18 protein-coding genes and 1 pseudogene are annotated in these 21,561 nt (G+C 64.1%); 9 read left to right on the top strand and 10 right to left on the bottom strand.

Going from position 1 to position 21,561, the window contains the following annotated elements:
- Window positions 1-11: 11 nt before the first annotated feature.
- Together D3227_RS07095 and D3227_RS07090 are read right to left on the bottom strand one after the other, a co-directional pair.
- The gene (locus tag D3227_RS07095) at window positions 12-2,102 is read right to left on the bottom strand and encodes a sensor histidine kinase (protein ID WP_167480631.1); all 2,091 of its coding nucleotides are present in this window, start codon (window positions 2,100-2,102) and stop codon (window positions 12-14) included.
- 228 nt (window positions 2,103-2,330) lie between these two features.
- Window positions 2,331-3,107, bottom strand: coding sequence for a response regulator (locus D3227_RS07090; RefSeq protein WP_208646348.1), 777 nt, complete (start codon window positions 3,105-3,107; stop codon window positions 2,331-2,333).
- Window positions 3,108-3,153: 46 nt separating this feature from the next.
- On the opposite strand from D3227_RS07090, the gene D3227_RS07085 reads away from it, so the two are divergent.
- Window positions 3,154-3,837: a response regulator transcription factor gene (locus D3227_RS07085; protein ID WP_120013421.1), complete on the top strand. Its 684-nt coding sequence runs from the start codon at window positions 3,154-3,156 to the stop codon at window positions 3,835-3,837.
- A 73-nt stretch (window positions 3,838-3,910) separates the two neighbouring features.
- On the opposite strand, the gene D3227_RS41500 is transcribed toward D3227_RS07085, so the two are convergent.
- Both D3227_RS41500 and D3227_RS07080 read right to left on the bottom strand, forming a co-directional pair.
- Window positions 3,911-4,078: a hypothetical protein gene (locus D3227_RS41500; RefSeq protein WP_167480629.1), complete on the bottom strand. Its 168-nt coding sequence runs from the start codon at window positions 4,076-4,078 to the stop codon at window positions 3,911-3,913.
- Between the two features lie 40 nt (window positions 4,079-4,118).
- The gene (locus D3227_RS07080) at window positions 4,119-4,451 is read right to left on the bottom strand and encodes a hypothetical protein (protein WP_120013420.1); all 333 of its coding nucleotides are present in this window, start codon (window positions 4,449-4,451) and stop codon (window positions 4,119-4,121) included.
- A gap of 357 nt (window positions 4,452-4,808) precedes the next feature.
- Between D3227_RS07080 and D3227_RS07075 the strand changes: the two genes are divergently transcribed.
- Complete coding sequence (locus D3227_RS07075) at window positions 4,809-5,261, top strand: L,D-transpeptidase (RefSeq protein ID WP_120013419.1); 453 nt, start codon at window positions 4,809-4,811, stop codon at window positions 5,259-5,261.
- A gap of 161 nt (window positions 5,262-5,422) precedes the next feature.
- Here the strand turns inward: D3227_RS07075 and D3227_RS07070 are convergent, their stop codons facing one another.
- The gene (locus D3227_RS07070; protein ID WP_120013418.1) at window positions 5,423-8,506 is read right to left on the bottom strand and encodes an efflux RND transporter permease subunit; all 3,084 of its coding nucleotides are present in this window, start codon (window positions 8,504-8,506) and stop codon (window positions 5,423-5,425) included.
- Window positions 8,503-9,810: an efflux RND transporter periplasmic adaptor subunit gene (locus tag D3227_RS07065; RefSeq protein ID WP_120013417.1), complete on the bottom strand. Its 1,308-nt coding sequence runs from the start codon at window positions 9,808-9,810 to the stop codon at window positions 8,503-8,505. Before D3227_RS07065 ends, D3227_RS07070 begins: the two co-directional genes overlap by 4 nt.
- Before the next feature lie 146 nt (window positions 9,811-9,956).
- Here D3227_RS07065 and D3227_RS07060 point away from each other — a divergent pair, with 146 nt between their 5' ends.
- Together D3227_RS07060 and D3227_RS07055 are read left to right on the top strand one after the other, a co-directional pair.
- Window positions 9,957-10,490 (top strand): TetR/AcrR family transcriptional regulator, encoded by a 534-nt coding sequence (locus D3227_RS07060; protein WP_120013416.1) that lies wholly within the window; start codon window positions 9,957-9,959, stop codon window positions 10,488-10,490.
- A 109-nt stretch (window positions 10,491-10,599) separates the two neighbouring features.
- A pseudogene (locus tag D3227_RS07055) lies at window positions 10,600-10,977 on the top strand (inorganic phosphate transporter); the annotation flags it as partial.
- Window positions 10,978-11,073: 96 nt separating this feature from the next.
- On the opposite strand, the gene D3227_RS07050 reads toward D3227_RS07055, so the two are convergent.
- Together D3227_RS07050 and D3227_RS07045 are read right to left on the bottom strand one after the other, a co-directional pair.
- Window positions 11,074-12,234 carry a patatin-like phospholipase family protein gene (locus D3227_RS07050; RefSeq protein WP_120013415.1) on the bottom strand — a complete coding sequence of 387 codons (1,161 nt, stop codon included), beginning with the start codon at window positions 12,232-12,234 and terminating at the stop codon, window positions 11,074-11,076.
- Window positions 12,227-13,015, bottom strand: a complete 789-nt coding sequence (locus tag D3227_RS07045; RefSeq protein ID WP_120013414.1) for an acetoacetate decarboxylase — start codon at window positions 13,013-13,015, stop codon at window positions 12,227-12,229. The genes D3227_RS07050 and D3227_RS07045 overlap by 8 nt, the downstream gene beginning before the upstream one ends.
- Window positions 13,016-13,244: 229 nt before the next feature.
- On the opposite strand from D3227_RS07045, the gene D3227_RS07040 reads away from it, so the two are divergent.
- Together D3227_RS07040 and D3227_RS07035 are read left to right on the top strand one after the other, a co-directional pair.
- Window positions 13,245-14,033: a 3-hydroxybutyrate dehydrogenase gene (locus tag D3227_RS07040; protein ID WP_120013413.1), complete on the top strand. Its 789-nt coding sequence runs from the start codon at window positions 13,245-13,247 to the stop codon at window positions 14,031-14,033.
- A gap of 169 nt (window positions 14,034-14,202) precedes the next feature.
- Window positions 14,203-15,246, top strand: coding sequence for an ABC transporter ATP-binding protein (locus D3227_RS07035; RefSeq protein ID WP_120013412.1), 1,044 nt, complete (start codon window positions 14,203-14,205; stop codon window positions 15,244-15,246).
- 65 nt (window positions 15,247-15,311) lie between these two features.
- Here the strand turns inward: D3227_RS07035 and D3227_RS07030 are convergent, their stop codons facing one another.
- Together D3227_RS07030 and D3227_RS07025 are read right to left on the bottom strand one after the other, a co-directional pair.
- Window positions 15,312-17,057: an ABC transporter permease gene (locus D3227_RS07030; RefSeq protein WP_245451683.1), complete on the bottom strand. Its 1,746-nt coding sequence runs from the start codon at window positions 17,055-17,057 to the stop codon at window positions 15,312-15,314.
- Between the two features lie 19 nt (window positions 17,058-17,076).
- Window positions 17,077-18,054, bottom strand: a complete 978-nt coding sequence (locus tag D3227_RS07025; RefSeq protein ID WP_120013411.1) for an ABC transporter substrate-binding protein — start codon at window positions 18,052-18,054, stop codon at window positions 17,077-17,079.
- Window positions 18,055-18,299: 245 nt separating this feature from the next.
- On the opposite strand from D3227_RS07025, the gene D3227_RS07020 reads away from it, so the two are divergent.
- The 3 genes from D3227_RS07020 to D3227_RS07010 all read left to right on the top strand — a co-directional run bounded on the left by D3227_RS07020 (window position 18,300) and on the right by D3227_RS07010 (window position 21,551).
- Window positions 18,300-19,118 (top strand): chromate resistance protein ChrB domain-containing protein, encoded by an 819-nt coding sequence (locus D3227_RS07020; RefSeq protein WP_120013410.1) that lies wholly within the window; start codon window positions 18,300-18,302, stop codon window positions 19,116-19,118.
- A complete protein-coding gene (gene chrA / locus D3227_RS07015) occupies window positions 19,115-20,500 on the top strand; it encodes a chromate efflux transporter (protein ID WP_120013409.1) in 1,386 nt (461 codons plus the stop codon). Before D3227_RS07020 ends, chrA begins: the two co-directional genes overlap by 4 nt.
- Window positions 20,501-20,666: 166 nt before the next feature.
- Window positions 20,667-21,551 carry a dihydrodipicolinate synthase family protein gene (locus D3227_RS07010; protein ID WP_120013408.1) on the top strand — a complete coding sequence of 295 codons (885 nt, stop codon included), beginning with the start codon at window positions 20,667-20,669 and terminating at the stop codon, window positions 21,549-21,551.
- The last annotated feature ends 10 nt before the right edge of the window (window positions 21,552-21,561 follow it).

The raw sequence follows: 21,561 nt of genomic DNA, 5'->3' as shown, positions 1-21,561 counted from the left end.
CCAAGCACAGGTCAGCCGGCGGCCACGGCGACCTGCTCGGCAATGGCCGAGAGCACGCCGCGGACGTCCAGCGTGCTGAAAGGCTTCTCGAGGATTTGCGGGCGCTGTGGCGCCGGCAACGCCTCGATCTCGGCCTTGGCGCCGATCAGGTCGCCGGTGACGAGCACGAAGCGCTGCGCCAGGTCAGGCCGTTCGGCAAGCAGCTCGCGATAGATGGCGATGCCGCTGGTGCCGGGCATGCGCAGGTCGGAAAAGACGATGTCGGGCGGCATATGCCCTGCGAGGATCCCGGCTGCCGATGTCCAGGCCGCCACCACCCTCGACTTCAAGCCCATCAGCTCCAGAATGTCGGACAGCGAGCCGGCGACATCGGGCTCGTCGTCGATGATCAGCGCATGCCGCAGGCCGCTCGAGCGCGCCGGGCTTTCGCCGGCCGCGGTAGCACCGGCGGCGATCGCCGGCAACTGAACGACGAAGCGGGCACCCCTCGGCAGGACTTCCTCGAACCAGATGTTGCCGTTGTGCCGTTCGATGATCGATTTCGAGATCGACAGGCCGATGCCGGTGCCGACGCCGACCGGCTTGGTGGTGAAATAGGATTCGAAGATGCGCGAACGGATCGCTTCCGGCACGCCCGGTCCGTTGTCCTCGATCGAAAAGCCGGGATTGCCGCGGTCGCTGCGAAATGTGCGCACCTTGATCAGCCGGTCGCCCGCGACCCCGGCCAAAGCATGCTGGCTGTTGATCAGGAAATTGGCCGCCACCTGTGTCACGTGGTCGGCATCGGCCATGGCCAGCAGCGGGCCGGCGGCGAAATCGGTGTCGATGATTATGCCGCTCGACCGTGCGCCATAGGCGGTCACTTCGAGTGCCGCGCGGATCACCTGGTTGAGATCGGTCTCGGCCTGTGCCGCCGGATGCAGGCGCACCATAGACAGGAAGCTCTTGACGATACGGCCGCAGCGCTCTGCGGCGGCGCGGACCTTTTCGGCACGCACCTTGGTCTGCGGGTCGGTGGCGAATTCGTGCAGAAGCGTCGACTGCGCGACGACCACGGCAAGCGGGTTGTTCAGCTCATGCGAGACACCTGCCAGCAGCGAACCCATCGCCGCCATCTTCTCGTTCTGATGCAGTTTCTCGCGCTGGCGGCCGATCTCCTCCTCGGCGCGCAGCTTGTCGCGCAGGTCGCGGATCGAGCCGAAGATGAGACGGCGGTCGGCGACCCGCATCTCGGTCGCCGTCAATTCGATCGGAAAGACCTCGCCGGCCGCATTCTGGGTGACCGTTTCGAGCCGCTGGCCGACCATCGGCGAGCCACGGCCCGACATATAGTCGGCGCCCGACGCATAGCCCTTGCGATAATATGCCGGAACCACCGTATCGAGCAGGTCCTTGCCGAGTATGTCAGAGCGTCGGAAGCCGAACATCTTTTCGGCGGCCGGATTGAATTCGATGATCGAGCCGGTCTCGTCGATGACGATGATGGCGTCGAGCGAGGCCTGCAGCATGGTACGGCGGATGACTTCGCTGGCATGGGCGTCCGAGGGCGAGCGCTCGATGGCGTCGCCGATGGCGAGCGCGATGATGTGCAGCGTCGCCTCTTCCTCGTCGGTCCAGTCGCGCTCGTCGACGCAGTCGTTGACCGCGAGCGTGCCCCACAGATGGCCGTGCGCGAAGACCGAAACCGACAGGAACGACTTGATGTTCTGCTTTTCGAAGTCGGTTCTGAGAAAGCCTTCCAGATTGCGCGTATGACCGGCGAAGACCTTGCCCTGACGCTCGTCCTCGCCCAGCCGCTCCAGCAGCGGATCCGAATTGACGACCGATTGCATGATGACCGTCGGTGATGCCAGTTCGCCGCCGAAGTCGGCGTCGATCCAGTAGGCCGAGACAGACTGGGCAAAGCCCTGGCCAGGCAATTCGCGCAACCGGAACAGGATGCCGCGCTGGCAATCCATGGCGCGGCACAGCGTCTCCAGGATGGTCTCCATCTCGCGCTGCCAGTCGCCGGCCTCGCGCAGCCGGCGAACGACGCGCACAGCCGCCATCGCCGCGCCTTGGCGGTCGCTCTTCATGTCCGTGTTTGCTGCGTCGGCAGTCATGATCAGCAATTATCCAAAAGCCACATCTGATAAACCACGGAATTCAGCGCATGAGCCCTAAAATCGATGCCGATTTCCGGAAGCATCCTGCGCAAAATCAGAATGCTACAGCTTCGCTTGCGTGTCCGAAAGGACGCGCGGCGCTGTCTTACGGTTTTGAATCCTGAAAATTGGCGAACCCTATCGCCGAAACAGCGAGAACTTCAATCCACGACGCCGGGCCGCGGCCTATTTGCTGTCGCCATTCGGCAGCGAGAAGATATAGCCTTCGCCGCGTACCGTGCGCAGGAATTTCGGATTGGCAGGATCGGCCTCGATCTTCTTGCGCAGCCGCATGATGCGAATGTCGACCGCGCGCGAGGATTCCGGATCTTCGACAAACCCGATCGCTTCGGAGATTGCGGCGCGCGTCAAAAGACGGTTGGCGCGGGTCAGGAAGACCTCCAGCACGTCGAACTCGCTCTTGGCCATGTCAATGACCGCGCCGTTGGCGCCGGTGACGAGCCTGCCGTCGAGATCGGCCTGGAAGGAGCCGAAGCTCAGGCGGCGCCCGGCGCCCGTCTCGGCCTTGGCGGCCTGCGGCACGGTCGGCTGCGGAACGCGGCGCAGCACGCTGCGCACCCTGGCCAGAACCTCGCGCAACTCATACGGCTTGACGATGTAGTCGTCGGCGCCGAGCTCCAGTCCGACGATGCGGTCGAGCGCGGTGCCGGCGGCGGTGGCATAGATGATGCCGATCGGAGTTTTGGAGCGCAGCCAGCGGCCGAACGACAGACCGTCCTCGCCGGGCATGGCGATGTCGAGAATGGCCAGATGGAAGGATTGCGTTTCCAGCAAGGTCCGCGCCTCGGCGGCACTTTCCGCCATCGCCACCTCATAGCCGCTGGCGCCAAGATACTCGGCGACCGCCTCCCTCAGGTCAGGCTCGTCCTCGACGACTACAATCCGTGCCCGCACTATGCTCTCGCTCCCGCTTTCAGCGGAAAGTAGATTGGGTATAAACATCATGTCCAGCACTCATCTTGAGATGTCTGTCGCGGGGTGGAAAAACATGGCACGATCGGTCATCGCGCTCGTATCCGTAGCGCAAGTGGTTGCGAGCGATCTCGCCGACCATCTTGAGCGGCGTGGCCACGACGTGCGCGAAGCGCGCCAGCCCTGGGAAGCGGAATCGCTGCTTTCGGCCAAGGGCATCGACGTGGTGGTTGTCGGCGACAGTCTGAGCCAGGCCGAGGGACGCGATCTGCTCAGGCGCCATGGCGGCGAGGGCGGGCCTGATTTCATCCTGATCTGCCGGCCGGCCGACCTTGTCGACAAGGTGCTGGCGCTCGAGCTCGGTGCCGCCGACGTCGTCGAAAGTCCGCTCAATGTCCGCGAGCTTGCCGCGCGCATCGGCGGCCTGCTGGCGCGGCGCGGCAGAGGTGCGGGGGAACTGGTGGTGCTGGAGAATGCGACCGTCGATCTGAGGTCGGCCATGGTCATGCATCGCTCGGGCACTGAGGACCAGCTCTCGCCGGGCCAGGTGGCGCTGCTCAGGCTGTTTCTGGCCAGCCCGCGCAAGGTGCTGACGCGCGACGACATCATTGCGGCGGCACCTGCTGAGAACGCCGACGCCTTCGATCGCTCGATCGATTCGCGCATCGTGCGGCTGCGCCGCAAGCTCGACACAGATACCATCACCACGATAAGAGGAGCCGGCTACCGGTTCGATCCGCCGACGCAGCGCGCCGACTGAGAACAGGGCGGTCATCCTGTTTCTTTGTTTCAGCATCGGACCGGTCTCCATCTTCTGGGTCCGATGCAATCGCTCAGCGCACCACGAGTTCGGATGGCCCTGACGGCATATCGCTGGCGAGGGTGACCTCATAGGTCTGGGCACGATCCCGCAACAGCACCGCGGCAAGGCCGGCAAAGCCGAGCAGGGCTTGGGCATAAAGCAATGCAGAAAGCACCGCGGCGGCAGATTTCGTGTTCATTTTTCCATCCCTTCAGATCAGACCAAAATATATTGGCGCTTCAGGAAACCCCCGAAGTGCCCGCGCCGCCCACGGAGCCCCCCGTCGCGGCGCGGGCCTTCGGTCCTCTCGGCAGCAAGTAGCCGGAGGCGCCGCGCATCCACTTCAGCCCAAGGCCGACCCGCCAGAGGGCCTTGAGCCGGTTAATGCGCAGGCTGGAGACGATCCAGACCGTGGCTATGAACAGTGCGGCATGCAGTGTCGAAACCTCGCCCGTATTCATCGCCGCAAGCGTTGTCATCGGGCTTCCGGCAACTGTGCCGACGCCGCCGACGATGATCGCCGCGATGCTTATCCTGAAGATCCAGAACGGGATGTTCGTTTTCCTGCTCATTTTCGTTTGGTGCCGACTGCTTTTCGTTACGTCAACTGTGCGGCCGGGCTGTATCCAGATCATGCCGCGCGGGCGGGACTTTGTTGCAGATTGGTTTCGAGACAGCTTAAGTCCCTTTCTTGTAAAGGAAAATCGCGTCTTTGTTTCGCAAAAGCGTGAGAGACTGGTTGTGTTGGGTTGCAGAGCCGCCAGACCATAGTGGCCTGAACCGGTCGGTCGGGGTAACCATTCTTGTTAATATTAGGAAACAGATTCGAAACAAAAGCGAGCATCAAGCGAAGTCAGCCTGAAACATGACGCAGCGATAAGTCCGCCATCGAATTGGAGCCGGCCGGACCGGCAGAGAGAGGGGACATCATGCACACCACCATTTCCGCCAAGCTTATCAACATCACTGCTGCTGCGCTCACCGGCGCGGCCTTGCTCTTCGGCAGTGGCGCGGCTCACGCCAACCAGATCCTGGCCCGTGTCTCGCTTTCGCAGCAGACCATGGAAGTGCTGGTCGACGGCCGGCCGACGTTCGCCTGGAAGGTGTCGACCGGCGGCAGGGGGTATGTCACGCCGACCGGCTCGTTCAAGCCGACCCGCATGCATGAGATGTGGTACTCGAAGAAATACGACAATGCGCCGATGCCGCATTCGGTGTTCTTCAACGGCGGCTATGCCGTGCATGCGACCTATGCCATCAAGCACCTCGGCCGGCCGGCCTCGCATGGCTGCGTGCGGCTGCATCCTGACAATGCCGCCGATTTCTACCAGCTGGTCGAGGCCTTTGGCCCGGCCAACACCAGTATCGTCATCGTCAAGTAGCAGGCTGTGGTTGGAGCCGGCTGTGAAGCTTCGGCAAGCTGCCGCGCTTTTCACCGTTTCAGGCTCCCGCTGGAAGGCGCTGGAAGTGGCTTCGGCGGTAAATCAGCTCAGCCAAAAAAGAGGCCGGAAAATCCGGCCTCTTTTTTTGTCTCTTGTCTTTGTCAATCCACCGGCACCGGCATCAGCTTCGGATCCGGCTTCTCGGCATGATGCGGCAGGTCCTTGCTGGCGATGAAAGTGTAGAACATCGGCACCACGAACAGCGTGAACATGGTTCCGACCAGGATGCCGGTGAAGATCACCAGGCCCATCGAGTAACGGGCTGCAGCGCCGGCACCACTGGAGACGATCAGCGGCACCACGCCCAGCGCCATCGCCGCCGTCGTCATCAGGATCGGCCGCAACCGGACCTTGGCAGAGGCGACGATCGCTTCGCGTCGCGACATCTGGTGCTTCTCGCGCTGCTGGTTTGCGAACTCGACCAGCAGGATGCCGTGCTTGGTGATCAGGCCGATCAGCGTGATCAGCCCGACCTGGGTGTAGATGTTCAGCGTTCCGAGGCCGAGATTGAGCGGCACAATGGCGCCGAAGATCGACAGCGGCACCGCCATCATGATGATCAGCGGATCGCGGAAGCTTTCGAACTGCGCCGCCAGCACCAGATAGATGACCAGCACGGCGGCCGCAAAGGCAATCAGGATCGTGTTGCCTTGTTCCTTCTCCTGCCTGGACTGGCCGGAATAGTCGACGAAGAAGGTTTCGGGCAGGCTCTCCTTGGCGATGTCCTCCAGGGCCTTCAGTCCGTCGCCAGTGGTGACGCCTGGCAGCGGCAGCGCGGAAATCGTCGCCGAGTTCAACTGGTTGAACTGCTCGATGGCCGCCGGCGACGCGTTGGTCGAGATCGTTACCACGGAAGAAAGCGGCACCATCTCGCCCGAGGCGCTGCGCACGAAATACTCGGCCAGCTTCTCGGGATTGTCACGGAATTCCTGCGGCACCTGCGGGATGATGTCGTAGCTGTTGGAGTCGCGGTCGAACTGCGCCACTTCGGCGCCGCCGACCAGCAAGGTCAACGTGCGGCCGATGTCTGCGATCGGCAGGTTGAGGGCCGCGGCGCGATCGCGGTCGATGGTCACCGTCACCTGTGGCGCGTCATAGGACATGGAGTTCTGCACGACGATGAAACGGCCGGAGGCCTGCGCCTTGTTCTTGATCTGCTCCGCCGCCTCGTAAACCTCCGACGCGGCGCCGGTCGAGCGCACCACCATCGAGATCGGCAGGCCGCCGCCGGAGCCCGGCAGCGTCGGCGGCGCGAAGACGAAGGCCTCGACGCCGGCGACCTTGCCGAGACGCCCCTGTATGTCGGCCTGGAGCTCCTTCGAACTGCGGGCGCGCTCGGCCCAGTCCTTGAACGCGAAGCCGACGAAGGCGCCGTTGGTCTGGCCGCCGAAGGCGACCGCCGAGAACTGCGCCCGTGTTTCCGGGATATCCTTCACCAGACCCAGGATCTGATTGACGTAGGTCTCGGTATAGTCCGACGTCGCGTAGCGCGGCCCGGTCACGATCGACAGCAGGAAGCCCTGGTCTTCCTCCGGCGCCAGTTCGCTCGAGGTCTTGGTAAACGCGAAGCCGGTGACGCCGACCAGCGCAAGGACGATGATCAGTGTCACCGGGCGATAATTCAGCGAGCCTTTGACCGCCTTCTCATAAACGCGCTCGACCCATCCGAAGGTGCCGTCGACAGTGCGCTGGAAACGGCCGGGCGCGCCGGCCTTCAGCAGGCGCGCCGACATCATCGGCGTGATGGTGACGGCGACGATACCCGACAGCACCACCGAACCGGCAAGGGTGACGGCGAATTCGCGAAACAGCGCACCGGTCAGGCCGCCGGTGAAGGCCAGCGGCGCGAACACGGCGGCCAGCGTTATCGTCATGGCGACGATGGCGGAAAAGATCTCCCGCATGCCGTTGAAGGCCGCCTGCATCGGCGACATGTGGTCCTCTTCCATGTGGCGGTGGATGTTTTCTACCACCACGATGGCGTCGTCGACGACCAGGCCGATCGCCAGCACCATGGCCAGCAACGACAAGAGGTTGATCGAATAGCCGACCGAAAACAGCAGGAAGCAGACGCCGATCAGCGACAGCGGAATGGTGACGATCGGCATCATCACCGAGCGGAACGAACCGAGGAAGAGCAGGATGACGACAATGACGATGGCGACCGCCTCGGCGATGGTCTTGAATACCTCCTCGATCGAGGCGCTGATCTGTTCGGTGGAATCGTAGACGATCTCGATCGTCATGCCCTTCGGCAGCGTGTCCTGGATCGTCGGCACGATTTTGTGGATCGCAGCCGCCGTCGTCAGCGGGTTCGCCGCCGGCGTCGGGAAGATAGCGAGGAAGGTGCCGGGCTTGCCGTTGAAGCTGACCCTGGTGTCGGTGTTCTCCGCACCCAGTTCCACGCGTGCAACGTCGCGCAACCGCACCACGTTGCCGTCCTTTGAGCGAAGCGGAAGCTCGGCGAAAGCCTCCGGGGTCTGCAATGTCGAGCGTACGGTGATCGACGAGACGACGTACTCGTTCTGGGTATTGCCGGGCGCGGAGAGAAAGTTGGAGTCGTTGATGGCGGTCAGCACGTCCGCCGCGGTGACGCCGCGCGCGGCAAGCTTGACCGGGTCGATCCAGACGCGCATCGAATATTCCTGGGCGCCGAAGATCTGCACGTCGGCAACGCCTTCCACCGTCGAGATACGGGGCCGGATGACGCGCTCGATATATTCGGTCAGCTGCTCCTTCGTCATGTTCGGATTTTGCATCGAGATGTACATCATCGCGAACTGATCACCGGTGCCCTTGACGATCACCGGGTCCTTGGATGCATCCGGCAAGGTGCCGCGCACGCCCTGGACCTTCGACAGCACTTCAGTCAGCGCGACATCGGGATTGGAACCGAGCTTCATCTGCACTGTCACGGTGCTAGACGACGGCCGGCTGGCGGAGGTGACGTAATCGATGTTTTCGGTCGAGGCGACGGCACGCGCGATCGGCGCGGAGATGAAGCCCTGGATCAGGTCGGCGCTGGCGCCGGGATAGGCGGTCGTGATCGTGATCGCGGTTTCATCGACCTTCGGGTATTGCCGGATCGACAGGTTGAAGATGCCCTGGAAGCCCAGGAGCAGGATCATGCAGGCCAGAACGGTCGACAGGACCGGGCGGCGGATGAAGATGTCGGAAATGCTCATTGCTGGGCGGCCTGGTTGTTTGCCGATTTGGTCGGGTCGATCGTGTTGTCGACGGCAACGGACATGCCGTTGTAGAGCCGGTTCTGACCGGCGGTGACGACCTCGTCGCCAGCAGCGATGCCTTCCAAGACCTCAACCATGCCGTTGTTACGGCGGCCCGGCTTGACGAAGACCTGGGACAGTACGAGCTCCGGCTTCGGCGCTTCTGTTGCAGGCTTGGCCGGGTCCGCGGCCGCCTTGTCAGCTGGTTTTGCCGCAGCACCTTCGGCAGCGGGTTTCTTCGCATCCGCCGCGGGCTTGGCGGCATCCGCCGCAGGTTTGTCGGCCGGCTTTTCTTCCGGCTTGGCTGCCGGGGCCGGAGCGGCTTCTTGAGCCTTGGCCGGACGCACGACGAAGACGAAGTCGCCATAGAGGCTGGATGTCAATGCCGTCTGCGGCAGCGCCAGCACGTTGTTTTCCTCGGGCAGTTCGACACGCACCTGCACAAACTGGCCAGGCGTCAGCTTGCCTTCCGTGTTGGCGACTTCGGCCCGGATGCTGACAAGCCGGCTCGCCGGGTCGATCTTGGGGTCGATGCCGCGGATCTTGCCGGCGAAAGGCATGTCGCCGCCGCCGATTCCCAGCCGCACTGTCTGATCGATCTTGAGCAACGGAAGCTGCTGTTCGGGAACCGAGAAGTCAACCCGCATCGTGTCGAGGTCCTGCAAAGTCACCACCGCGGTGCCTGGCGCGAGATACTGGCCAAGGTCAATTTTCGGGATACCCACCGTGCCGCTGAAAGGCGCCGTCAGCCGCTTCTGGTCGAGCACCGCCTGCAGTTTGGCCACTTGGGCTTCGGTGGCGGCTGCGGTTGCACGCGCCGTGTCGAGCGTAGCTTCCGGATTAACGCCGCGCCTCTGCAGTTCGATGGCGCGCGTCAGCGCAGTCTGGACGACCGCCACTTGCGCCTTCGTCGCTTCTAGATCTGCGCGCTCGACGGCATCGTCGAGCTGCAGGAGGACCGCGCCGTCCGCAACCTTCTGATTGGCGTGAAAGAGGACCTGCCTGACGATGCCGCTGGTTTCGACGGTAAGGTCCACGCCGTGTACGGCACTGACTGTGCCGATCGCCTCGATGCCCGGCGTCCACGCTGTCGGCTTGACGGCGAATGTCGACACGGTCGCCGCCGGCGGTTTCATCGTGGCGAAGTATTGCTTGATGCCGTTGTCGCGCAGGAAGTTGAAGCCGACGATGCCGCCGCATACCACCGCGAGCACGAGCAAAACCAAGGCGATGACGATTGTCTGGATTGTGCGCTTGAACAAGAGTGCCCCCTCAACCGGCGACCGGCATGGCGGTCGATCCGGGACAGATATTCTTCTCATGTCCCGATTTCAAATGATGGCGGTCTTACTGTACCGTCTGGACGGTCTTGTCAATTCCACATAGGCTAATGTAAGGGGAGGCGCCGATGAAAACCCGCAGAGCAAATTCCCGCGACAAGATCCTCGCCGCCGCCGCCGAGGTGGCGCGGGAAACCGGTCCCGGCAGCCTGTCGCTCGACGCCGTCGCCAGCCGCGCCGGCGTGTCGAAGGGTGGCCTGCTCTACAATTTCCCGACCAAGGCAAAACTGATGCAGGGCCTGGTGGAGGACTATCTGCGCGAATTCGAGCAAGCGCTGGAGTCCCGCGCGGCCGACAATGGCGGCGAAAGCCGGCTTGCGGCCTATGTCAGGCTTTCGGCCGATGACTGCGAGGAGCCGAAACCCTCGGCATCCTGGATCTTTTCGGCAATCGCCGAGGATCCCGATTTCATGACGCCGATAAAAACCTTCAAGCAGCAGTTGTTCGAGCGGCTGAAGGATGAGACGCCCGATATCAAGGCGCTGCTGGTCTGCTTTCTCGCCATAGAAGGGCTTCGCAGCATGAATCTCTTCGATTCCGACGTGCTCTCGCAGGACGAGCGCCGGCTGCTGGTGGCGTCGCTGCTGGAGATTGCAAAATGAGTTGCCGCGCCTGCTGAGGTTGGGCTCGGGTTCAACCGAATGCAACCGCCGGTCGAAATCGTCATACCAGCTTCATCGTCCGGACATAGCGTCTTCCCGTCTTTTGTGCATTGCAAACGCGACGAAGTTCATCCCGCTCTGGGTGAAGATCACCGTTGCGCTGGCGCTCGGCCTCGGCACGATGGTAGGCTGGAAGCGCATCGTCGTTACGGTCGGCGAGAAGATCGGCAAGCGTCACCTGACCTATGGCCAGGGTGCCGCCGCCGAACTCGTCGCCATGGTGACCATCGGCATGGCCGACCGGCTGGGCCTGCCGGTGTCGACGACGCATGTGCTGTCTTCCGGCGTCGCCAGCACGATGGCCGCGAACGGTTCGGGCCTGCAGTGGTCGACGGTGCGCAACCTGCTGCTTGCCTGGGTGCTGACGCTGCCATGCTCGATTGCGCTCGCCTTCGTGCTTTTCATTGTCTTCCGCCAGGTGTTCTGAGCGAAACGTAACAGTCGTTACAAAGTTAAAGGCAGCGCCGGAGGGACGCTGCCTTTAACTTGTTCAGAGCAATCCTACCGAGGCTGAAGGCCTGGTTTAGGTGGGATCTTCGCGGTGCAGATCGTGGATGGCGACGCCCTCGACATCGGTCGGCAGGGTCAGCCACTGGCGATGGCGCAGCGTGCGCTGCGTGTCCTCCAGGCCCATCTCCCAATGCTCGCGCATCGAGGTGCCGGAGAATTCGTAATCCTTTGCGTGCCCCTCGTAGCCCTTGTGCTGGTAGATGAGGTGGACGATGTTGACGACGCCGGCATCCGAATAATCGGCGATCAGCTCTTTCTCGCCGTCCTTCAGCAGTTCGGGAGGAACGCGATTCAGCGCATCGAGCAGCTTCATCTTCAGCGCGTGAATGCGCTGGAAATTGTCGGTGTTCTGGCGCGTGCGGCTGGAATACATGATGTCCTTGTGGCGCGACAGCACGTCAGCCATGCCGCGCGGCAAGGTGCCGCGCGCGCTGAACAGGTCGACCTGAAACACCAGCGATGAGCGGTCCTCTTCCTGGTCGAGCAGATATTGCAGCGGCGTGTTGGAGACGATGCCACCGTCCCAGTAGTACTCGCCGTCGATGCGGACCGATGGGAAGGCCGGCGGCAGCGCGCCGCTGGCCATGATGTGCTCAGGGCCGATGCGCACATTGTCGGTGTCGAAATAGACGAAATTGCCGGTCCTGACATTGACCGCGCCGACGCTGAGCCGCTTCCTGCCGTCGTTCAGAATGTCGAAGTCGATCAGTCTTTCCAGCGTGTCCTTCAATTCCGCGGTGTCGTAGAAGCTGGTGGCGCCGTCGGCACCCGGCTGTTCGAACCAGGGATTGGGATTGCGCGGCTTGAAGAAGCCGGGCTGGCCCATGGCCATCGTCATCCACGAGGAGGTGCGGTTGCGGATGTCGCGGTAGATGTCGCCTTCGGGCGTAAAGGCCCAGATCTTGCGCCCCGAAATCGTCTGCCAGAATTGCTCGAGACGCTGCAGCCGGCGGCTCGGCTCATTGCCGGCGATGATCGACGCGTTGATGGCGCCGATCGACACGCCGGACAGCCAACTCGGCTCGCAGCCGGCTTCGGCCAGCGCCTGATAGACGCCGGCCTGATAGGCGCCGAGCGCGCCGCCGCCCTGCAACACCAGCGCGATGCGGTCATATTGCGCCGTGATTTCCGCAATGGTGGCGGCGGGCGCGTTGTTGTGGGTGCGTTCAAGCACGAGCCTTCTCCGGCTGGGTTGTGCTGGTCCCGGAGTGGCCGTGGCCGGCGAGGTAATCGTGGACGACTTCGCCCAGCCCGAGCGTCAAATCGGTGGTGAAATGGACGGCGGACACGATATCGAGCACCGGCAGCTTTGCCACGTCGGCCATGACATGAGGCCTGAGGTCGAGCGCGGCAGGTGCGGTCCAAGCCTCTTTCAGCGTTATATCGGTGAGGTAATAGCGAACCAGCTCGCAGATACGCGGCGTGCCGTCGACATGCGGTATGATCTTGAGAAGGAAATTGGGCGCGGCAAGCGAGGCCAGCACTTGATCGTGGTCGGCCTCCCGGTGCTTGTAGCCCATCGTGCCGGTGGCGCACAGAACGCTGCCGTAGTGAAGGGTACCGACCACCACCTCGCCCTCATGCGCGATCTTGGGGCTGGCGAGCTTCTTCGGGAAACCCCAAAGCTCGCGGCCACCGGCGATCGGCGCGTCGTCGTCGAGATACATCGAATGGACATATCCGCCGTGTTGGCCCTTGTAACGCACCGGGATGACCTGGCCGGTCTCGGTATAGTCGCCGAAGCCGGTCGAATCCGGCATGCGGATGAATTCGTACTTGACCAGCGGCTCGTCGATCTCCAGCGGCGCCGGCACGACGGCTTCGAGCGCCTCGCGCGTCGTGCGGTAGGTGATGATGACGTATTCGCGGTCGAAGAAACGATAGGGACCGGGCGGGAAGGACGGGTTGGTGAGCGGCATCGCATAGGCGCGCTTCACGACATCGGCGATTTCCAAGTCTGTACCCCATTCATTCGGGATGACTGCGCGAACGCGCAGTCAAATTATGTTGCACGGCACCATGACAGTCCCGTGTCAGCCGGGCGACCATGGCCGCAAGGTCAATCGCGGACCGGGTTGGGCCGCAATCTGGCTGTAATCGCATCGACATATGGCTCTGGCATTGTCGTGCTGCAATGCACAAATATATGATCGTACCTCCCTCCCACTTCGCGCGAGATCCCCCATGGGTTTGCTGTCTTCGAAAAACGCCCTCGTCACTGGCTCGACCAGCGGTATCGGCCTGGCCATAGCCCGCGCCTTCGCTGCCGAGGGCGCCAACATCACCATCAACGGGCTGGGCGACGCAGTGGCAATCGAGCAGGAGCGCGCCGGTATCGAGAAGGATTTCGGCGTCAGGTGCCGCTATTCCGGCGCCAATATGATGGACGGCGCGGCGGTGAGCGCCATGGTGCGCGAGGCCGAGGAAGCCTTCGGCAGCCTCGACATCCTGGTCAACAATGCCGGCATCCAGCATGTCGCGCCGATCGAGGAGTTTCCCGACGACAAGTGGGAAGCCATCATCCGCATCAATTTGCTAGCGGCCTTCTATGCGATCAAGGCCGCGCTCCCCGGCATGAAGGCGCGCAAATGGGGCCGCATCATCAACACGGCTTCCGCGCATGCGCTGGTCGCCTCGCCTTTCAAATCGGCCTACGTCTCGGCCAAGCACGGCATAGCCGGCCTGACCAAGACGGTGGCGCTGGAAGCCGCGCAGGACGGCGTCACCGTCAATGCGATCGCTCCGGGCTATGTCTGGACGCCGCTGGTCGAGAAGCAGATTCCCGACACGATGAAGGCGCGCGGCATGACCGAGGAACAGGTCAAGCACGACGTGCTGCTCGCGGCACAGCCGACGAAGGAATTCGTCACCGTCGAGGAACTTGCCGCACTTGCGCTGTTCCTGTGCTCGGACGCGGCCAGGCAGATCACCGGCACGACCTTGCCGATGGATGGCGGCTGGACGGCGCAGTAAGGCGCTGCGCGTAGGGCGTAACGGTTTTTCATGGATCTGTGCAGGCGCGGCCGGCGTCGCGCCACGCAACACCGGTCGTCGACATTGCCAGGTTCAGCCTATTGCCGGCCGGATGCCGTAACGGCTATGCCTGCGCCGACAAGCGAAACGACGCGCGGATGAGCCAGGCATGAGCGAAATCAGGGTGGACCGTCTCACCAAGCGGTTCAACGACACGGTCGCGCTGGACGCCGTTTCGCTGGATTTCCCGGCAGGCACCTTCACCGCGCTGCTCGGGCCGTCGGGATGCGGCAAGACCACGATGCTGAGGCTGATCGCCGGCTTCGAGGCGCCCAGCGATGGCTGCGTGTTCTTCGGCGACGAACTGATGGCCGATCCGCAACGGCAGGTAGCGCCAGAAGTACGCGGCATCGGCGTCGTCTTCCAGTCCTACGCGCTCTGGCCGCACATGGACGTGGCCGCAAACGTCGCCTATCCGCTGAAAGCCAGGCATGTCAAAGCTGGCGAGATTGCCGGCCGTGTCGGCGCGGTGCTCGATATCGTCGGGCTCGCCGGTTTTGCGGGCCGCCGCATCGAGGAGTTGTCTGGCGGCCAGCGCCAGCGGGTGGCACTGGCGCGCTGCCTGGTAGCCGACGCCAGGATCATCCTGTTCGACGAACCACTAGCCAATCTCGACATGCATCTGCGCGCCTCGATGGTCGAAGCGTTTCGCGATATCCATCGCCGCACCGGCGCCACCATCGTCTACGTCACCCACGACCAGGCCGAAGCCCTGGCGCTGGCCGATCGCGTCGCCATCATGAGCCAAGGCAAGGTGCTGCAAGTGGCTCCGCCGCAGGAAGTCTATCGCGCGCCCGCCGACACCATTGTCGCCGGCTTCGTCGGGCGTGGCAGCGTCGTCACGGCGACGGCGGTCGATCATGATGCAACGAGCGCGAGGATCGACATTGCGGGACATCGGGTCATCGCGCGAAGCGCCGGGGGTGATGCCGGCGCGGTCAAGGTCCTGCTGCGGCCGGAAGCACTGCGGCTGGCCGCCGAAGGCCTGCCGGCAACGGTGCTCGACAGCATCTATCGCGGTCCGGTCCATGAGGTCAGGCTGGCATTACCGGTTTCGAGGCAGGAATTGCTGATCGACAGCGCCGATGCGCTGGCGATCGGCCAGCAGGTGCATGTGGCGGTTTCGGACGCCTGGGTGATCCCGGGCGCCTGATTCCCGGAATTTGCTTTTTCGCAATTCCGGACGGAAAACCGCAAAACACTTTTCCTGGAATTGCTCTACCTCCAGGGCAAAACGCCTGCCGGAAGCCGGCGCCCGAACCGGTCCAGCACCAGCAGCAAGGCGATGACGACGGCGATCGTCGACACGGCGATCGCCGAAGCCTGCGTGCCCAGTCCGGCCTCCTCGAGGCTGAACAGCACGACGCCCAGCGTCTCGTTGCCGCTCGACCAGAGCAAGGCCGAGACCGTCAGCTCGTTGAAGGCGCCCATGAAGACGAGCAGCCCGCCGGCCACCGCCGCCGGCGCGGCGAGCGGCGCGGCAATCGTTGCCAGCCGGCGAAGCGGGCCGGCCCCGGAGACCGCGGCCGCCTCGTCGAGATCGCGTGAAATCTGCCCGACGGCGGTCGCCACCGGCTTCAAGGCAAGGGTGAAAAACCGCATCGCGTAGGCGATGACGATGATCGATGCCGTCGCATAGAGGCTGCCAATCAGCGGCAGCGGGCGCAGGAACAGCAGGATGCAGGCGATGGCAAGGACGACGCCGGGAACCGCATAGGGCAGGTCGACGATGCCACCAAGGAGGCGCTGCCAGCGCCGGCCGAAACGGTCGAGCACGACGCTGACCGGAATAACGCCGATCGCCAGGATCAGCGCCGCGCTGCCGGCAAAGAGAGCGGAATTGCGGAAAGCGCGGACGGTCGAGGCCTGCCGGACCAGCACTTCCGCATAGTTGGAGGCGGTGATGGTGCGCAAGCTGAGCGGCACACCGAAGGAGGGGATGAGCGAGGTCGTCAAAAGCGCGCAAGCCGGGAGGACGAGGATGGCGCCGATCACCAGCCAGGCGAGCCCCGCTAGCGGCAGGCGCCAGGCGCCGAGTTCGAAACGCGCCGGGGTGCCGCCGGTAAAACGATGGGGCGCACCGCGCAAGGCCAGCGACTGGTAGGCGACTCCGGCCAGCGCCAGAACGCCGACCAGCACCGACAGCGCCGCGATCTGCGGCAGCACGCCGGGACCGAAGCTCGACAGATCCTGATAAATCAGCGTCGGCAGCGTCAAATAGTTGACCGGCATTCCGAGCAGGGCCGGGATGCCGAAATTGCCGACGCCGGAGACGAATGCGAGCGCGGCCGCGGCGACGACATACGGTCGCACGACCGGCAGTGCGATCGATCGCAGCGCGTAAAGCGGTGTGGCGCCCGAGGCCCTGGCGGCCTCGATGAGATCGCGGGGCACCCGGGAAAGCCCTGCCCGCAGCGTGATGAACACGATCGGCGCGTGCTGGACGGCGTAAAGCAGGATGATGCCGTTGCGGCCAAGCATCGGATTGGGAGTTCCCGGTGGCGGCGCCACGCCAACCATGCCGAGCAGCGTGCTGGACGGGCCGAACAGATGCAGCCACGACAGCGCCGTGACCTGCGGCGCGATCATCAACGGCAGCAGCAACAGGAAGCCGAGCGCCTTGCGCCCGGGCAGGTCGGTCATGGTCACCGCGACGGCGAACGGGCCACCGAGACAGACGGCAAACACGGCGCCGAAGAAGGCGGTGTCCAGCGTGTGTCCCATCGCCCGCAAGGCGGCCGGCCTGGCGAGGCGATCGGCGAAGGCGCCGAAGTCGAGTTCGCCACCCGGCGCGACGGCCGCGATGACAAGCCTCGCCATCGGCAGCAGGCTGAGCAGAGCGATCACCAGCAGAACGGCCAGCGCCGACACGCGAAAGCCTGATGTCGCTCGCCCGGAGATGTACCGGCGACTTGCCGGCGCCGATACAGGCCGCCCGGGCAGGATATGCTGCGCGGATGACATTGCTGGCTGCCGGGCCGGCCTACTGGCTCATCACGGCGCCGAACTTCTCCTTGTTGGCGGCATCTGTGGCAAGTGCGGCGGCCGCATCGTAGCCCAGCACCTTGATCGAAGCGCGATCGGGATAGCCGGCCGGCAAGGCGACATCGGCGCGCGCCGGGATGTAGCCCATCTTGGCGGCGACTTCCTGTCCGTCCTTCGACAGCAGGAAATCGACGAAGGCCTTGGCGGCCTCGGTGTCCTTGGCCGTCGACAGGATGGCCACCGGCTCGGTGACGGCCGAAACGCCTTCCTTTGGGAAGACGAACTCGACCGGAGCGCCCTTGGCCTTCTCGCGGATCGGCATGTAGTCGACGATCATGCCGAACAGCTTGTCGCCGCCGCTGACGGCCTTCAGTACGTCGCCATTGCCGCCGCTCGCCTGGGCGCCGTTCTTGGCCAGCGCGCCGTAATAGTCCCAGCCTTGCGGCAGATTGCCGGTCAGCGTCACAGCATGGATCATCGCCGCACCCGAGGTCAGCGGGCTCGGCATGGCGACGAGGCCTTTTGCTTCCGGCTTCGTCAGATCTTCCCAGCTCGTCGGCACGAAGGGCGCCTTGGTGTTGTAGACGATGCCGGTGGTGATCAGCTTGGTCGAGAAATAGGTCTTGCCCTTGTCGTAGAGGGCGGCGTCGATGCCGGAGACGTCGGCGCCGGGATAGGCGAGCAGGCGGCCTTCCTTCTTCAGCCCTTCCATGCTCACGACATCAGCGATCAGAAGCACGTCGGCCTGCGGCTGGCCGGCTTCGATCTCGGCGCGCAGCTTGGCCAGGATTTTCGGCGTTCCATCACGCACCCACTCGACCTTGATGCCGGGGTTCTTGGCCATGAAGGCATCGACGGTCTGCCGGGCGTCGGTGTTGGGCTGGCTGGTGTAGAGCACGAACTTGCCATCGGCAGCCGAAGCGCCTGTGGTGACGGCCGATGCCAGCATCATGGCGGCGAAAATGATCTTGTGCATGGAAAGCTCCAAAGAACGAGAGAACCGGCCCGCGGGCGCCGGCTAAAGGCACACCCGTATCGCTGCAGGATAACTGTATTGTGACGGCATTGGGGAATGAAGGCACAGCCGGCACCAGCTGCTGCTCTTTCTTGACAAAGGCCGAGGATCGTTCCAGCATTATGGCAAGGGGTTCATCGCGATGACCCCGTGAGGCGTCAGCCCAACGATCGCGTCCAAGCTCTCTTTTCCTGGAGGTGGACGCCATGCCGTCAACAACCGCAATCACCGTAGCGCAGCTCTCCCGTCTCGTCGGCTTGCCCGATGCGCCCGATCTCGTCGACGTGCGCGTCGACGAAGATTTTGAAGCCGATCCGCGTCTGCTGCCGGCGTCGTGCCGGCGCGATTTCAGAACCGTCTCGACCTGGGCGGCCGACTTCGCCGGGCGCCGGGTCGTCGTCATCTGTCAAAGAGGGCAAAAGCTCTCGCAAGGCGTCGCCGCATGGCTGCGCCATGAAGGCATCGCTGCGGAATCGCTGGAAGGCGGCTTCGAGGCCTGGGTCGCGGCCAAGGGGTCTCTCGTCAAGGCAGATGCAATACCGCCGCGCGACGACAAGGGCCGCACGGTGTGGGTGACGCGCGCGCGGCCCAAGGTCGACCGTATCGCCTGTCCGTGGCTGATCCGCCGCTTCGTCGATCCATCGGCCGTGTTCCTGTTCGTCGAACCGTCCGAGGTGCTGGCGGCCGGCGATCGCTTTTCGGCGGTTCCCTTCGACATAGACGACGTGTTCTGGAGCCATCGCGGCGAGCGCTGCACCTTCGACACCATGATGGAAGAGTTCGGACTGCGGTCGGAGGCGCTTGATCGCCTTGCCCTGATCGTGCGCGCCGCCGACACAGCGCGCCTCGATCTCGTGCCGCAGGCGTCGGGGTTCCTTGCCGCGTCGCTCGGCCTGTCGCGCATGTTCCGCGACGATCTCGAACAACTCGACGCCGGCATGCTGCTCTACGATGCGTTCTTCCGGTGGTGCCGCGACGCGACCGATGAAACGCATAACTGGCCGAGCGGGAGCAAGGCGCCATGAGCTCCCTTGCCGCGGACAACGACGCCGAGACCACGCAGCCCCCGGCCATGCCGACCTTCAAGCAGGCGGTGAGGCTGTGGGCGAAGATCGGCCTGCTGTCCTTCGGCGGGCCGGCCGGCCAGATCGCGCTGATGCACAAGGAGCTGGTCGAGGAGCGTCGCTGGATCGGCGAACAGCGGTTCCTGCATGCACTCAACTACTGCATGCTGCTGCCCGGTCCGGAGGCGCAACAGCTTGCCATCTATATCGGCTGGCTGCTGCACCGGACCCTCGGCGGCCTTGTCGCCGGCACCCTGTTCGTGCTGCCGGGCGCCATCGTCATGCTCGGCCTGAGCAGCTTCTACATGCTCTACAACGACGCGCCGGTCGTCGAGGCGCTGTTTTTCGGCGTCAAGGCCGCGGTGCTGGCCGTGGTCGTCGAGGCCGTCATCCGCATCGGCAAGCGGGCACTGAAGAACCGGGTGATGGTGGCGATCGCGGTCGCCGCCTTCCTCGCCATCTATGTGGTCAAATTGCCGTTTCCGCTCATCATCCTGGCAGCCGCGCTGACCGGCTGGATCGGCAACCGCCTTGCGCCGCTGCCGTTTTCCGGAGCGGCGCACGGCAAAGGTAACGCACCCGATATTCGGGGAGTGGTCGACCTGATGTTCGAGCGCGGCGAACTCGACCACACCAGGCCGACGAGATGGCATGCGCCGCGCACCATCGCCATCTGGCTGCCGATCTGGCTCGGGCCGGTGGCGCTGATCGCAGCTCTGACCGGCTCGAACAGCGTCTGGACGCAGCTCGGCAGCTTCTTCAGTGTCATGGCGGTCGTCACCTTCGGCGGCGCCTACGCGGTTCTCGCCTATGTCGCGCAGGCGGCCGTCACCTCTTTCGGCTGGCTCGCGCCCGGCGAAATGGTCGACGGCCTCGGTCTCGCCGAGACGACGCCGGGGCCGCTCATCCTGGTGCTGCAGTTCGTCGGCTTCGTGGCAGCATACCGGCACGCCGGTGCGATGAGCCCGCTCATCGCCGGATCGCTCGGATCGCTGCTGACGCTGTGGGTGACTTTCGTGCCATGCTTCTTCTGGATATTCCTCGGTGCGCCCTACATCGAGCAACTGCGGCAGAACAAGGCGCTCTCGGCGGCGCTCGGCGCCATCACCGCGGCCGTCGTCGGCGTGGTGATGAACCTTGCCTTGTGGTTCGCGCTGCATGTCGTCTTTGGTCAGGTGCGCAGCGTCGGCCTCGGTATGGAGGTCCCGGTGCTCTCGTCGCTGGACTGGCGTGCCGCACTTTTGGCGGCCGCGGCGATGGTCGCCATGCTCAGGCTGAAGATCGGCATGCTGCCGACGCTGGCCGGTTCGGCGCTGGCGGGGCTGGTGCTGCAGGCCGTGTGAAGCCTGGCCCGTGGTGGCGCCCCATCACCTTCGCCTCCTGTGATGTTTTCGATACGTTGCCACCGTGGTGGGAAGCATCGTTTCGAAAAATGCACGCCTCCCTGTTTACAACTGACATGTTAGTTTGATAGAACTGCCTGCAGATTGATATCTGGAGAGCATTCTGGTGGCTTCGCGCTTTGGTCTTTCGGTTGCGCTTGCAACGCCCTTTCATGTGTCCGGGCAGATCGCGGTTCCCGCCATGGTCGCGCAGGCCAAGGCTTGCCTTGGCGCCGGCTGCAGCAGTGCGACGCTGTTCGGCACCACCGGCGAGGGTGCTTCCCTGGGCACCGAAGAGCGGCGGACGGTCATCGAGGCCATGCTCGTCGCCGGCATCCCGGCGCATCAGCTGGTCGCCGGCGTGCTGGTCGATGCCGCCGAAGACGCGGCCGAACAGGCACGCCACGCCCTGCAGCGCGGCGCCCGCAACATCCTTCTGGCACCGCCAAGCTATTTCAAGAATGTCGGCGACGACGGCCTGTTCGGCTGGTTCTCAGCCGTCTTCGCGGCGCTCGGTCCGCTCGCTCGGGGTGTGCTGCTCTACAACATCCCCTCGGTCACCGCGGTGAAGTTGTCGCTCAGCCTGATCGGCCGACTGCGCACCGCCTTTCCGGCCGTGGTCGCCGGGGTCAAGGACTCGGGCGGCGACTGGAGCTACAGCGAGGCGCTGCTTGCCACCCATGGCGATCTGGTGATCCTGATCGGCGACGAGCGGCATCTGGCGAGAAGCGTGCGCCAGGGTGGACAGGGCGCCATTTCCGGCATGGCCAATTTCGTCACCGGCGAAATCCGCGCCATGGCGGTGGACGGCCGCGATGATGCCCGCGTCGAGAATTTCGTGCTCGAACTGCTCAAATATCCGGTCACGCCGGCGGTGAAGGTGATGGTGGCGCGCAAGACCGGCGACGAAGGCTGGCTGGCGGTCCGCCCACCGCTGGAGCCGATCAGCGCGCAGGGACGGCAGCAACTGGCCGCCGCCTATGACCGGCTGTTTGCGACAGAGCCGGTCTGACCGGCAAGGA

This window comes from Mesorhizobium waimense, assembly GCF_003601975.1.
In the GTDB taxonomy this organism is placed as follows: Bacteria; Pseudomonadota; Alphaproteobacteria; order Rhizobiales; family Rhizobiaceae; genus Mesorhizobium; species Mesorhizobium waimense.
The sequence above is the reverse complement of the archived record's forward strand: the minus strand, read 5'-3'. Positions and strand labels throughout refer to the sequence as shown.